This is a genomic window from Patescibacteria group bacterium, assembly GCA_041660565.1.
Classification (GTDB): Bacteria; Patescibacteriota; UBA1384; order CAJBMM01; family CAJBMM01; genus JBAZWC01.
This window is the reverse complement of the sequence record JBAZWC010000001.1, coordinates 277,982-291,576: the sequence shown is the minus strand read 5'-3', so window position 1 is coordinate 291,576 and position 13,595 is coordinate 277,982. Positions and strand designations below refer to the sequence as shown.

The following is a 13,595-nucleotide window of genomic DNA, read 5'->3' as shown; positions in this document are numbered from 1 at the left end:
TCATGTACGAATATTACACCCCACAACGAGTAAAAGGCTTGTACGATCCTAATTCGTCAGAGCCGTTTAAGTTATCCCGCAGCAAAATTGACCTATTTACCGAATGCCCGCGGTGTTTCTACCTAGACCGCCGGCTAGGGGTTGGCAGACCACCCGGATTCCCATTTGCCCTAAACTCCGCCGTTGACCACCTGTTAAAACTCGAATTCGATATCTACCGTGCTAAAGGTAGCAAACATCCGCTGATTCAGAAATACGGAGTAGATGCGGTGCCGGTGGCGCATGAAGATTTAGAAAAATGGCGGCATAACTTTACCGGCGTGCAGTTTTTGCATCCCAAAACCAACTTTTTAGTCTTTGGTGCAATTGACGATTTGTGGCAGAACTCACAAGGTGAATATATTGTGGTGGATTATAAATCTACCTCTAAAGCCGAGGAAATAACCGAGCTTAATAAAGAGTGGCAAGACGGGTATAAGCGGCAGATGGAGGTGTATCAGTGGCTCTTGAGGCAAAATGGTTACAAGGTTTCTGATACCGGCTATTTTGTGTATTGCAACGGGCGCACAGACAAAAGCGCGTTTGACGCCAAGTTAGAGTTTGATATTACGCTAATTGCGTATAAGGGCAGTGACAGTTGGATAGATGGCACGTTGCTTAAAGCACATGAGTGTTTGAATAGTGATAGTATTCCAGAAGCCAATCCAAGTTGTGATTATTGTGGTTACACCGAGGCGGTTAAGACCGTGGAATTTTAAATTTTAAATTTTTTAATTTTTACTGTGTATGGAAGTTTTATCTATATAGATTCCAGGTCGAGCCCGGAATGACAAAGGATAGGGGACGGTTCTCTTTTGAGCACGGTTTTGACTAAATTGTCATCCCCGACATTTTATTCGGGGATCCAGAAGAAAGACGGTTTTTTATAGGCTGGATTCCCACCTTCGCGGGAATGACACCATAGGAATAGATTCCGGATTAAATCCGGAATGACAGGGGAAAACAAAAATTGGCAAAGAATTAGGCCGGGAGTCCGTGGTGGACTGCCGGCCTTTGGTGAGGCCCTGTTCTATGATTACAGGCAGACGCCTCCGATAGAGGTATCTGCCCAGGAAGTGTCGGTGTGAGCGTTAGCCCTCCGTGCACTTCCTACTTGCGGGTGGTGTCGTGCAGCGTCTCGCCGGACTCGCTGATGACCACGTGGTCGTGGCTACCGTCGCGGCTGTCGTGATCGATGATCAGCATGTCGGTCGTCGACTGGCCGGTGCCGCCATCGCGGCCGGAGCCCACTGTCACTTCGATACTGCCACTGCGGGACTGCGTGTCTCTCTCTGGCATCGGACTAACCCTTTCGACTTGCAGGATAATTTAGATATACTACAATAATATAATCATGTCAAGACGAATGTTGGACTCGATATTGTGATGGGGGATAGACATAAGCAAAATTTTAAATTTTTAATTTTTAATTTTAAAACATTTGGAATGATTCTTTTTATGTAGATTCCGGATTATCCGCCAGCCGGCGGACCGGAATGACAAGATAAATAAGCAAAGAATTAGGCCGGGAGTCCGTGGTGGACTGCCGGCCTGGTGGATGGTGATGGGCGCGAGGTCACTTCTTGTAGAAGGCCTCGCAAAGCGCTTTTGCCGTGCCGGTTCGGTCGCTGGTATAGACAATCAGCGTCTGAACCGTCTTTGGGGCGCGAACGGTGAGTTGCAGCCCGGCATCCACGTCAAGGAACTTGAGGTTCTTCGGGACTGGGCGCCCTTTGGTGTGCTGGATGAATCCAAGACTCACTCCAGTAACGCACGCCAGGCCGTCCACCGCCTTAATCAGCGACTCGGCCTCGTCGATGATGCTCGTGTGCTTGCCTCGGATTTTCCCGCCTTGAGCGTGTCGCATCACGGACTCCTTATTGTGAACCGAATTCTGAGCAATGGCGCTCAGTATGCCAATATAATAACATATATAAGAGTAAAGAGCAAGGCGGGTGGGTGAATTTACATTTTGAAATTTATAATTTGAACTGCGTATGGATGTTCTATTTATATAGATTCCGGGTCGAGCCCGGAATGACAATCCGGGTGAAAGACTATCTAAAAACAAAAATTCGACCAATTTCAAATTTAAAATTTAAAATTTAAAATTTTGGCAACCCCTCGTTGCCAGGGGGTTGACAAGCTATCAAACTTTTGATAGCCTAAATATAGATTAGCCAAACGTCGGAGCCTCATGGTAATAATTTCGGCTTAAGTCCTGACATTAAGCAGGCTGTTTCTGCTATCCAAGCAGAACCGGCCGTTTTGTGTAAATTCGGAAAACAGATGACAGAGGACAGAGAACGGAACCGAGGAGAACTCTTTATGAAGATTTCTCCACCCTCGAGACAACGCTCGAGGCTCTGCCCGTAGACTACGCCCGGAGGGAGTCGAAATGACAAACTGTGATGCGTATTATCACCCAAATCTAATATATATAAATAATATAGTTTCGATAACAAAGGGAGAAATGTGATGAGTAAAAGTGCAAGCACTAAGCCAGAAAGAATCTATTTATCCGGTAATCCAAACCCCACCAAGTTACCAAACCTTATCGAAATTCAGACGAACTCATATAAATGGTTGTTTGAGCAAGGTGTTCAAGAGCTTTTAGACGAGATTAATCCAATAGAAGATTTTACCGGCAAAAGCTTGTCGCTTACTTTTAGCTCTCCAACCCTAGACAAATCGCGCATTACCGAAGAAATGGCGCGCGACAAAAACTTAACTTACAAAGCCCCATTTAAGGCTCGCGCTAGCTTGTTGAACAAAGAAACCGGTGAAATTAAAGAGAGCGATGTCTTTTTGGGTGATTTCCCGTTGATGACCAAACGCGGCACCTTTATTATTAACGGTATTGAGCGTGTGGTTGTTACCCAGATTGTACGCTCATATGGCGTACTTTTTGCTAACGATGAAGTGCCCGGCCGCAACTTATTTGGCGCTAAAATTATTCCTAACCGCGGCGCATGGTTAGAAGTTGAAACTAACGCTAAAGACGTGATTACGGTTAAAATTGATCGCAAACGCCGCATTAATGTCACTACGTTCTTGCGTGCTTTTGGTTACGCTAACGACGATGCTATTCGTGATTTGTTTAAAGATGTAGATACTAATCCAGATCACCAGTACATTAACGCCACACTTGAAAAAGACGTGACTAAAAGCGAAGATCAGGCCGTGGTAGAAGTTTATAAAAAGATTCGCCCGGGAGACTTGGCTAACCCAGAAGGCGCACGTTCGTTCTTGAATATGTTGTTCTTTAATAACAAACGCTACGATCTTGGGCGCGTTGGCCGTTATCGCATGAACATTCGTTTGAATTTGCAGGTTAAAGACGTAGTTGAGAATCGAATTTTGCGGATGGATGATTTTATCGCCATCGTTAAAGAAGTAATTAGATTAAATAACGATCCAACTGCTAAGAAAGATGATATCGATCACTTAGCCAACCGCCGCGTTCGCGCCGTGGGTGAATTGGTGCAGGCTAAAATTCGCGTTGGTTTGTTGCGTATGGAACGTATTGTTAAAGATCGCATGAGCGTCTCAGACATTGCCACCGTTACGCCGGCGCAGTTGGTTAACTCGCGCCCAATTATGGCGGTGTTGCAAGAGTTCTTTGCCTCATCTCAGTTATCACAGTTTATGAGCCAGACTAACCCGCTAGCCGAGCTTGGTAACAAGCGCACGCTTTCCGCTACCGGTCCGGGTGGACTTTCTCGTGAGCGCGCCGGTTTCGAAGTTCGAGACGTTCATCCTACTCATTACGGCCGCATTTGCCCAATTGAAACCCCAGAAGGCCCGAACATTGGGTTGGTGGGCTATTTGGCTTCTTACGGACGGGTGAATGATTACGGTTTTATCGAATCACCTTACCGCAAAGTTGAGCAGATTGATGGCAAGACCAAGGTTAGTGATAAAATTGATTATTTAGATGCCGCCACCGAAGAGCGTCACATCATTGCTCCAGCCTCAGCTCCAATTGACAAAGACGGCTACTTTACAGAAGTTCGTACTTTGGTGCGTAGATTTGGTGAGCCGGCGGTTGAAGATACTAAGAAAATTCAATATATTGATGTTTCGCCGAAACAGATTTTGGGTATTTCGGCTTCCTTGATCCCGTTCATTGAACACGATGAAGCCGCGCGCGCGTTGATGGGTGCAAACATGCAACGTCAAGCTGTGCCGGTTATTGTGCCGCAATCTCCGGTGGTGGGTACTGGTATGGAGTACGAGGCCGCTTACGACTCCGGTCAGATTATTATTGCCGATGAGTCTGGTACGGTTTTGGAATCAACCGCCCATCACATTACCGTGTTGGAAGACGATACTAAAGAGAAAAAAGTTTATAAATTACAGAAATTTGTGCGATCAAACCAGGCCACTTGTATTAACCAACGTCCAATTGTAGATGTTGAGCAACACGTGGTTAAGGGTCAGGTGATTGCCGATAGCTCTGCCACCGATAAAGGCGAGCTGGCCTTGGGTCAGAACGTTTTGGTGGCGTTTATGAGCTGGGGTGGTGGTAACTTTGAAGATGCTATCATTATTTCCGAGCGCATGTTACATCGAGATCGTTTCACCTCTATTCACATCGAAAAATACGTTTGTGAAGTACGAGACACTAAATTGGGGCCAGAAGTAATCACTCAAGATATCCCAAACGTGTCCGAAGAAGCGCTGTCTAACTTAGACGAAAGCGGTATTGTGCGCATTGGTGCAGAGGTAGAGACCGGCGACATTTTGGTGGGTAAAATTACGCCTAAAGGTGAGACCGAGTTGTCTGCCGAAGAAAAATTGTTACGCGCCATCTTTGGTGAAAAAGCCAAAGACGTCCGAGACGCCTCTTTGCGCTTGCCTCACGGCGAACGCGGTAAAGTGGTTGAGATTAAATTATTTAATAAAGATCAGGGTGATGAGTTGCCAGCCGGTGTTTATCAGCAAGTAGAAATCTCGGTGGCTCAGTTACGTAAAATTGCGGTTGGTGATAAATTAGCCGGACGTCACGGTAACAAAGGTGTTATTTCTACCATTTTGCCGGTAGAAGATATGCCGTATATGCCAGATGGCACGCCGGTAGACATCATTCTTAACCCGCTGGGTGTGGTTTCCCGTATGAACTTGGGTCAGATTTTAGAGACTCACCTAGGCTGGGCCGCCAACACCTTAAACATCAAAGTAGCCAGCCCGGTATTTGAAGGTTTAAGTTGGGAGCAGATTCAAACTTACTTAGAGAAAGCCAAATTGCCTAAGACCGGCAAAATTCAGTTGTTTGATGGCCGCAGCGGCGCCGGTTTTGATCACACTACTACCACCGGTATTAACTACATCATGAAATTGTCTCACTTGGTTGATGACAAGATGCACGCTCGTTCAGTTGGACCATACTCCATGATCACCCAGCAGCCATTGGGTGGAAAAGCCCAGTTTGGTGGCCAGCGATTCGGAGAAATGGAAGTTTGGGCATTAGAGGCTTATGGTGCCGCTCATACTTTGCAAGAAATGTTGACGGTTAAATCCGATGACACCGTGGGTAGAAGCAAAGTTTACGAAGCCATTATTAAGGGCGATCCAATTCAAAAACCATCTATTCCGGAATCGTTTAACGTGTTGGTTAAAGAGTTGCAAAGCTTAGGCTTGTCGGTTCAGTTGTTAAGCGATGAAGACGCCAAAAACTTTGAAATTCATTTGGAAGAGGCCAAAAAGGCGATGGCGCCGGTCTCTGACACTGGTGAAACCTTAGAAGAAATCTTAAACGAGCCGGTTGGCGGCATGATTGAAGACGAAGAAGCAGTGGATAAATTAGTAACCGAAATTGGCAGTGATGACGAGTTGTCAGAGCCTGTCGCAGCTGCTGAAGAAGCATAAAGGAGAAGAAATGAAGTACGAAGACACTCAAAGTCAAGATTTATTCGCCGCTGTTCGTATTGCTATTGCTAGCCCGGACGAAATTTTAGCTTGGTCACACGGTGAAGTTACCAAACCGGAAACTATTAACTATCGCACCCAAAAACCAGAGCGCGACGGTTTATTTGACGAGCGCATTTTTGGACCAACCAAAGACTGGGAATGTTACTGTGGCAAATATCGTAAAATCCGCTATAAAGGTGTGGTTTGTGATAAATGTGGCGTAGAAGTAACGCGTAGTGCCGTTAGACGAGAGCGCTTAGGGCATATTGATTTAGCAGTGCCGGTAGCTCACGTTTGGTACATTCACGGTATTCCAAGCATTTTGGGCACGTTATTAAATATGACAGTTTCCGAGCTGGAAAAGGTAATTTACTTTGCCGGTTTTGTCATTATTGAAGTGAACGAAACTATTCGCCAGCAAACATTAGAACAACTTGAATTGGAATTTAAAGAGTATAAAGACTCCAGTTTAGGTAAAAACGACGCCTCGGCAGCCGAAGTAGAAGCGGCATACAAATCTGCTAAAACCGAATTAAATAATTTAGGTTCTAACCAGATTATCTCGGAAAGCCGATATCACGATATTTCATTGAAATACGGGCACATTGTGCGCGTGGGCATTGGTGCCGAAGCCATTTTGGAGTTACTAAAACGGATTGATGTTAACGCTATTATCACCCAAATTACCGACGATGCTCGCACCGCTACCGGTACCGCCAAACGCAAGATGGTGAAACGCTTAAAATTGCTCATCGATCTTAGAGAAGCCGGTATTAGCCCAACTTGGTTGGTGCAAACTCGCATTCCGGTTATTCCACCAGATTTGCGCCCAATGGTGCAGCTAGATGGTGGCCGTTTTGCCGCCTCAGACCTTAATGATTTGTATCGTCGCGTGTTAAACCGCAACAATCGCTTAAAGAAATTGCTATCGCAAGGTGCGCCAGAAGTTATCGCTCGCAACGAAAAACGCATGTTGCAAGAAGCGGTTGATGCTTTAATTGACAACAACGCCCGCCGCGGGAAAGCTGTCGCTTCTGTTGGATCAAAACGTAAATTGCGTTCACTGTCCGATTTGTTACGAGGCAAACAAGGCCGTTTCCGCCAGAACTTGCTTGGAAAACGGGTTGACTACTCTGGACGATCCGTGATTGTGGTTGGACCTAACTTGAAACTAAACGAATGTGGTTTGCCAAAAATGATGGCGCTAGAGCTATTTAAGCCATTTATTATTGGCCGGCTGATTTCTGATGGTTACGTTCATAACGTTAAAAACGCCACCCGGTTAATTGAGCAAGGTGATTCGTTTGTGTGGGATATTTTGGAAGAAATTACGTCTCAGCACTACGTATTGCTAAACCGCGCCCCCACCTTGCACCGATTGGGTATTCAAGCCTTCAAACCAATTTTGATTGAGGGTAAGGCTATTCAGATTCATCCTTTAGTTTGTTCCGCCTTTAACGCAGACTTTGATGGTGACCAAATGGCTGTGCACATTCCGCTATCCGCTCAAGCGCAAGCCGAGGCCGGCAGCATTATGGTATCCAGCCACAACTTGCTAAAACCATCCTCTGGTGAGCCAATTGTGACCCCATCGCTAGATATGGTGCTTGGTTGTTTCTACATCACCACCATTAAAGAAGGCAAACGTGGCGAAGGTAAAATCTTCTCCAGCCGCGATGAAGCGCGCATGGCATTTTATCATCAAGTAATAGACATTAACTCTAAAATTAAAGTCAAAATTGATGATGAAATCATTGAAACTTGTATTGGACGCATTATCTTTAACGATATTTTGCCCACCAACTTGGCGTTCAAAAACGAAGTGATGGACAAACGCGCTTTGCGCAAAGTGGTTAAAGAAGTGTTTGAAAAATGCGGCACCGACGAGACCGCCGGTTTTGTGGACCGCGTTAAATCATTAGGCTTTAAACACAGCACCCTTTCCGGTATGACATTCTCTATGAGCGATGTTCAAGTGCCGGCCAATAAGGGTGAAATTATCAAAACTGCCGAAAATAACGTTGAATTGATCGAAAAACAGTTTAATCGCGGTTTGATCACCGAACAAGAGCGTTATCAGAGCGTAGTTCAGTTATGGTTAGACGTGGTGGCCGAAATTCAGAAAGAAATGTTATCACAATTTGACAAAAACAGCCCAATTTACGCCATGATTACCAGTGGTGCTCGTGGTTCAAATACTCAGTTGACTCAGATGGCTGGTATGAAAGGATTGGTGGTGAACCCATCCGGAGATATTATCGAATTGCCAATGATTAGCAACTTTAAAGAAGGTTTGTCGGTGTTTGAATACTTTAACTCGTCTCACGGATCCAGAAAAGGACGTGCTGACACCGCACTTAGAACTTCTGAAGCGGGATATCTAACCCGAAGATTGGTAGATGTATCTCAAGATATTATTATTACCGCCGAAGATTGCCAAACCGAAGAAGGCATGGAGATCTCGCTCAGCTACTCAACCGACTTTGGCGTTGGTGCCAAGGAAGCGATTATTGGGCGTGTTTTGGCTAAAAATGCCGGTAAAATTAAACGTAACACCTTAATTACCGAATCAGTTTACGATCAGCTGGTAGAGGCCGGAGTAGAATCGGTTACTATTAGAACGCTGTTGCATTGCCAAGCCGATTTTGGGGTTTGTCAGCTGTGCTACGGTGAAAACCTAGCTACCGGAAAAATGGTAGAAAAAGGCCAAGTAATTGGTATTATGGCCGCCCAAGCCATTGGTGAGCCGGGAACTCAGCTAACCATGAGAAACTTCCACATGGGTGGTGTAGCTTCGGCTGCAGACATTACCTCTGGTTTGCCACGAGTTGAAGAGCTGTTAGAATGTCGCTTGCCTAGAAACGCCGCCGTATTGGCAGAGGTAGATGGTAAAGTATCAATTACCGAAGACAAAGAAGACAAATTAATTAAAATTACCTCAGATCACGAGAAACAAGAAGAACACAAACTAACTCCGGAATACACCGTGGTGGTTGAAAATGGCGAAGCGGTAAAACCAAAACGCATTTTAGCTACCAATCCAAACGGTGTGGCTATTAGATCCGGAATTGCCGGAAATGTACGATTCACCAAGACCGCGGTCTTTGTTGAATCCGGTGACAAAGTTACCAAAGAATATCGTGTTCCATCGGTCATTAACGTGTTAGTTAAACATGGTGATAAAGTTAAAATGGGTGATCGCATTACCGAAGGCCACTTGGATCTGTTATCCGCGGTTGACATTATTGGTTTCAGTGCGGTACAGAAATATATCATTGAAGAAGTACAGTCTATCTACGCATCTCAAGGACAAAGCATTAACAACAAGCACGTTGAAGTGATTGTTAAACGAATGTCATCTAAAGTGCGCGTGTTAGATTCCGGCTCAACTTCGCTATTGCCGGGCCAAATTACCGACCGCATTCGCCTAAACAACGAAAACAAAGAAGCCAAAGCCAAAAAAGGCGCGTTGGCCACTGCCGAAGATATGATTCTAGGTATTACCCGCGTAGCCATTTTGACCGATAGCTTCTTGTCCGCAGCCAGTTTCCAAGAAACCACATCGGTGTTAATTGGCGCTGCCACCACCGGTAAAATTGATCACCTACGTGGATTAAAAGAAAATGTGATTATTGGTAAGCTAATCCCGGCCGGAACCGGTTTGGACACAGTGGTTGAATTAGCGGTTACCGAAGAGAATACTTTAATAGATAAAGCCGAGTTGGAACCGACAGATATGCCAGTGGTAAAACCGGTACGCGATGAGGTGGTTAAGTCCGCCTAGTTCCATTGTTCTTGTTCGAGGAACCGCTGCAAGCGTTGACGAGAACTATCTATAGCGTAGTTCTCGCTATCGCTCGAACAAGAATTGGTGTTTGACTTTGGACCTTCAACCTGTTAAAATGTAAACAATATCTAATTCATAAGGACCTGAATGCCAACAATTTCACAGTTATTAAAAACCCCGCGCAAAATCAAATCCAGCCGATCAAAAGTGCTGGCTTTGAAGCGTAGCTTTAACTTTAAGAAAAACAAACCGGTTAATATTATTGACGGCTGCCCGCAAAAACGTGGTGTTTGTATTAAAGTGGCTACAATGACCCCAAAAAAGCCAAACTCCGCTTTGCGTAAATTTGCACGTGTTAGATTAACCAACGGCATGGAAGTAAACGCTTACATCCCTGGTGAAGGTCATAACTTGCAAGAGCACTCTGTTGTTTTAATTAGAGGCGGCCGAGTTAAAGATTTGCCTGGTATGCGCTACCACATCATTCGTGGTAAATTAGACACTCAAGGCGTACAGAAACGCAAACAAGGTCGTAGCTTATACGGCAGCAAGAAACCGAAAGAGTAATATGTCAAGAGGCCGAAATCATCCTAAAATTAATATTGTCCAACCTGATCCAGTTTATCAAAGCGTCGCATTGGGTAAGTTTATCAACTATATTTTGCTAGATGGCAAAAAATCAGTCGCCCAAAAAATTGTCTATACTGCGCTTGAGCAAATTGGCAAAAAAACCAACCTAGACCCAATGGAAGTGTTTGATACCGCTATCAAAAATGCCTCACCGGTGTTAGAGGTTAAAGGTAAACGTATTGGTGGCGCAAACTATCAAATCCCGTTTGAAGTGCCTCGCGCTCGTCGTCAAACTTTAGCGATGAAGTGGATGATTGCATCTGCTCGCGGCAAACAAGGCAAACCAATGTCAGAGTTTCTGGCCGAAGAAATTACCGATGCTTATCACAACACCGGCGCAGCGATGAAGAAAAAAGACGATATGCACCGCATGGCAGACGCCAACAAGGCCTTTGCTCACTTTGCCAAGTTTACCGGGTAAACGAAATAAACACATTCTGCTGTCATCCCGGACTTGATTGTTTCGATAGAAACTAACGACTTCAATCGCAAGGTTGTAAGGAGTATCCGGGATCCAGTATATGAAAGAGTTCTTCTATATAGATTCCGGGTCAAGCCCGGAATGACAAGAAGAACTTTTTTCAAATTTATTTAGTGCTTGGTGCTTTGAATTTCGAATTTTTATTGTAATCTGTCCGAGACAGATTATAATAATTGTATGCGTAAGTCATTCAATCTAATTGAGATATTAATTGTCGTATCGGTTATTGGCATTTTGGCCGCGATGACTTTAAATTACGCTAAATCTGCACGCTTAAGAGCGCGTGATGCTACTCGTAAAAACGATATGCAGACGCTTCGTCTAAATATGGTTAATTATAAACAGGCTAACTCGATTTATCCGGGGGCTGGCGCGTCTAATGTTTATTCCTGTGCATCACAGGGTGGCGCACCAAGTAACTGGACTTCCACATTGCTACCGGCACTAGCCGCATTTGCGTCAACTCTGCCATCTGACCCAATCGGAAAATGTAATGGCGGTTTGTTGGTATCAAAAGCCAATGATGCCACTAAAAATCCCAACGATGTCTATGATTATTGGGTTTATACTCAAAAAACGAACGCCAACAACAGTATGGCCTATGGAATTTTGTCAGTACTAGAGATAAATAATAGTTCGGTTAGCTGCGCTACAACATATTCCAATGGTGGCTGCCATGATCTCGCACGCGAAACGTATGTTTTAAGTGCTGATAGCTACGTGAATACACATTATTATACAATTGGCTGTCAGTATGATGCGGCCACGCAAGCTACTCGAGTTGCCGCCGGGCTAACCCCAATCTGCCCCGAAAAACAGTGAAGCGGATAATGGAAAACAGATGACGGGTGACGGATTTTTTGTTCGAGCGTAACACGGACTTTTTTTGTGTCATTCCGGACTAGATCCGGAATCTATATAAATAAAATACCCTCCGAAACGGTTGCCCGTCGCGGAGGGTTGTTGGTTGGTGGTGATCGTCTCGGCACGATATGGTTGATGTGTCCTAGAACACTGGCGAGAGCCGCTTGGCAAACTCCAGGCCCAGGGTGCGAGTTGCGAGCTCGTCGCTGGATAGCGCAACACGGGAGAAACTATCCAGCCGCCCGTCCACAATCTGGAAGATGACCGAGAAGCAGCGGACGTCCGCTTGCTTGGGGGTCTGACCCGATGTTACCGGCTGATCCCGCTCGTACCAGTCTAGCTGATCGAGGGGGATTCGGTAGATCATGCAGATCTCATTGGCAAGGTCCAACGTGGACTCAAGCGACGTTTCGCGTGAGACCATATTGGAGCGCTCCGCCAATACCACCGTTCGGCCGCTAAACGGGTGTTCGACCACCATCAAGTTCGAGAATATCGGCGCGTTTAGCAGCGCCTTTTTCCTGTTGCGCAGGCAGCCGATGCGACCGTGAACCGATCTGGCTCGTCTGACAATAGTGTCCAGTGACACGCCATTCGGAAGCGGTCTGTTATCATGTAGCCGGATTAGCGATTCGAGAAGGTGATGCATTTCCTCGGCGTCTGCTTGACTGATCCGAAATGACCCCATCGCGCGATATCCTCTCTGGTCCAGAACGGAAGACCTAGGTTGTGCAGGTACGGTTGATGGCATTAATTATAGAGTAATGTTGCGTTTTGTCAATAAAAAACATCTCCGCAGGCGACTGGCGCGTGCGGAGACGAGGTGGAGATGGGTGTGCGTGGGTCAGGCCGGAACAGGCGTTGCGATCTCGGTCATGAAAGCGACCCTAATCGCTTCTTTAACGCAGGCGCAGTCCAAGTGTCCAGTTGGGATGAAAGCGACAGCGCCAGCAAGGCCAGCCCACACGCCATATATCACCTCGGAAGACTGCCCGATAACAATGACCCGGTAGCCCAGTTGCGCCAGGTAACGCACCGTGTTCATGCCGGGGAAGTCTGACGGTCCGGTTAGGTAGAATACCACCCCCACTCTTTCGGGGTCAGGTGAGTGATTGATCATACTCACCGCGTCCTGAAACGACAGCAACGTGGCCGCGCCGAGTTCAGACGTCACGTAGTTGAGAATCCAGGCGTATTGTATATCAACGCCGTTGACGACATACAGCACTTGCTTGCCCTTAAGGTTCACGGCCATTTTGCCTTACCTCCCCTGTGTGGTGCGCTACAGCCAGATGACACCAGTATAGGATTATTATGTAATTTGTCAATATAAAACATCTCCGCAAACGGCGCGCGTCTGCGGAGCTGGGGCTGGTCATACAGGCTCGGGCGGGTACTCCTCGAGCGATTTGAAGAACCGTCTGAGGACAGCCGACACCTCCATCGGGTTGAACGGCTTCGACAAGATACAGTCAGCGCCAAGTTGCCAGCCGTCGGACACGTCTTGGTCATTAGTGCATTCGGTCAGCACCAGGATTGGGACATTCTGAGTAAGCTGGTTTCGACGCAACATCGAGAGAATTGCGAAATCGGCTTTGCCGGTGGTACCGGCAACCTCGGTGATAACCGCTGACGGCAACTGATTGGCTTCAATTGCGCCAAGGCGATCGATTATCTCGTCGGTGTTATTAAACCCGACTACGATGCATCCCAATCGCTCTAGGTTACTGCAGATGATCCGACGAGTCTGCAGATTCGAATCGAGGTGCCATACGATCTTGCCCTCCATAATGCTCATCTCATCCACCTCCGGTCAGGTAGCGTACTGATGATAAGTATAGAACTATTTATAAAATTGTCAATAACATTTTGACTTTTGAA

11 protein-coding genes are annotated in these 13,595 nt (G+C 46.1%); 6 read left to right on the top strand and 5 right to left on the bottom strand.

Annotation, left to right across the window (positions count from 1 at the left end; translation table 11 throughout):
* Nucleotides 1-2: 2 nt before the first annotated feature.
* On the top strand, nt 3-758 hold the full coding sequence (locus WC773_01465; protein MFA6082070.1) for a PD-(D/E)XK nuclease family protein: 756 nt from the start codon (nt 3-5) through the stop codon (nt 756-758).
* Between the two features lie 391 nt (nt 759-1,149).
* Here the strand turns inward: WC773_01465 and WC773_01460 are convergent, their stop codons facing one another.
* Together WC773_01460 and WC773_01455 are read right to left on the bottom strand one after the other, a co-directional pair.
* Nucleotides 1,150-1,338 carry a hypothetical protein gene (locus WC773_01460; protein ID MFA6082069.1) on the bottom strand — a complete coding sequence of 63 codons (189 nt, stop codon included), beginning with the start codon at nt 1,336-1,338 and terminating at the stop codon, nt 1,150-1,152.
* A 277-nt stretch (nt 1,339-1,615) separates the two neighbouring features.
* Nucleotides 1,616-1,906: a hypothetical protein gene (locus tag WC773_01455; protein MFA6082068.1), complete on the bottom strand. Its 291-nt coding sequence runs from the start codon at nt 1,904-1,906 to the stop codon at nt 1,616-1,618.
* 611 nt (nt 1,907-2,517) lie between these two features.
* Between WC773_01455 and rpoB the strand changes: the two genes are divergently transcribed.
* The 5 genes from rpoB (at nt 2,518) to WC773_01430 (ending at nt 11,672) form a co-directional block, all read left to right on the top strand.
* The gene (gene rpoB / locus WC773_01450; protein ID MFA6082067.1) at nt 2,518-5,910 is read left to right on the top strand and encodes a DNA-directed RNA polymerase subunit beta; all 3,393 of its coding nucleotides are present in this window, start codon (nt 2,518-2,520) and stop codon (nt 5,908-5,910) included.
* A gap of 10 nt (nt 5,911-5,920) precedes the next feature.
* Nucleotides 5,921-9,736: a DNA-directed RNA polymerase subunit beta' gene (gene rpoC / locus WC773_01445; protein ID MFA6082066.1), complete on the top strand. Its 3,816-nt coding sequence runs from the start codon at nt 5,921-5,923 to the stop codon at nt 9,734-9,736.
* A gap of 150 nt (nt 9,737-9,886) precedes the next feature.
* A complete protein-coding gene (rpsL, locus tag WC773_01440; protein MFA6082065.1) occupies nt 9,887-10,306 on the top strand; it encodes a 30S ribosomal protein S12 in 420 nt (139 codons plus the stop codon).
* A 1-nt stretch (nt 10,307) separates the two neighbouring features.
* On the top strand, nt 10,308-10,790 hold the full coding sequence (rpsG, locus tag WC773_01435; GenBank protein ID MFA6082064.1) for a 30S ribosomal protein S7: 483 nt from the start codon (nt 10,308-10,310) through the stop codon (nt 10,788-10,790).
* 237 nt (nt 10,791-11,027) lie between these two features.
* A complete protein-coding gene (locus WC773_01430; GenBank protein MFA6082063.1) occupies nt 11,028-11,672 on the top strand; it encodes a type II secretion system protein in 645 nt (214 codons plus the stop codon).
* Between the two features lie 184 nt (nt 11,673-11,856).
* On the opposite strand, the gene WC773_01425 is transcribed toward WC773_01430, so the two are convergent.
* The 3 genes from WC773_01425 to WC773_01415 all read right to left on the bottom strand — a co-directional run bounded on the left by WC773_01425 (nt 11,857) and on the right by WC773_01415 (nt 13,512).
* Nucleotides 11,857-12,195: a hypothetical protein gene (locus tag WC773_01425; GenBank protein ID MFA6082062.1), complete on the bottom strand. Its 339-nt coding sequence runs from the start codon at nt 12,193-12,195 to the stop codon at nt 11,857-11,859.
* Between the two features lie 363 nt (nt 12,196-12,558).
* Complete coding sequence (locus WC773_01420) at nt 12,559-12,969, bottom strand: hypothetical protein (GenBank protein MFA6082061.1); 411 nt, start codon at nt 12,967-12,969, stop codon at nt 12,559-12,561.
* Between the two features lie 120 nt (nt 12,970-13,089).
* Nucleotides 13,090-13,512, bottom strand: coding sequence for a hypothetical protein (locus WC773_01415; GenBank protein MFA6082060.1), 423 nt, complete (start codon nt 13,510-13,512; stop codon nt 13,090-13,092).
* Between the last annotated feature and the right edge of the window lie 83 nt (nt 13,513-13,595).

Excerpts from the sequence above, each read along its gene's own strand:
- WC773_01465 (MFA6082070.1), top strand. The coding sequence starts at position 3 with ATGTACGAATATTACACCCCACAACGAGTAAAAGGCTTGTACGATCCT.
- rpoC (MFA6082066.1), top strand. The coding sequence starts at position 5,921 with ATGAAGTACGAAGACACTCAAAGTCAAGATTTATTCGCCGCTGTTCGT.
- WC773_01415 (MFA6082060.1), bottom strand. The coding sequence starts at position 13,512 with ATGAGCATTATGGAGGGCAAGATCGTATGGCACCTCGATTCGAATCTG.
- WC773_01460 (MFA6082069.1), bottom strand. The coding sequence starts at position 1,338 with ATGCCAGAGAGAGACACGCAGTCCCGCAGTGGCAGTATCGAAGTGACA.
- WC773_01430 (MFA6082063.1), top strand. The coding sequence starts at position 11,028 with ATGCGTAAGTCATTCAATCTAATTGAGATATTAATTGTCGTATCGGTT.
- rpoB (MFA6082067.1), top strand. The coding sequence starts at position 2,518 with ATGAGTAAAAGTGCAAGCACTAAGCCAGAAAGAATCTATTTATCCGGT.
- rpsG (MFA6082064.1), top strand. The coding sequence starts at position 10,308 with ATGTCAAGAGGCCGAAATCATCCTAAAATTAATATTGTCCAACCTGAT.
- WC773_01455 (MFA6082068.1), bottom strand. The coding sequence starts at position 1,906 with ATGCGACACGCTCAAGGCGGGAAAATCCGAGGCAAGCACACGAGCATC.
- WC773_01425 (MFA6082062.1), bottom strand. The coding sequence starts at position 12,195 with ATGGTGGTCGAACACCCGTTTAGCGGCCGAACGGTGGTATTGGCGGAG.
- rpsL (MFA6082065.1), top strand. The coding sequence starts at position 9,887 with ATGCCAACAATTTCACAGTTATTAAAAACCCCGCGCAAAATCAAATCC.
- WC773_01420 (MFA6082061.1), bottom strand. The coding sequence starts at position 12,969 with ATGGCCGTGAACCTTAAGGGCAAGCAAGTGCTGTATGTCGTCAACGGC.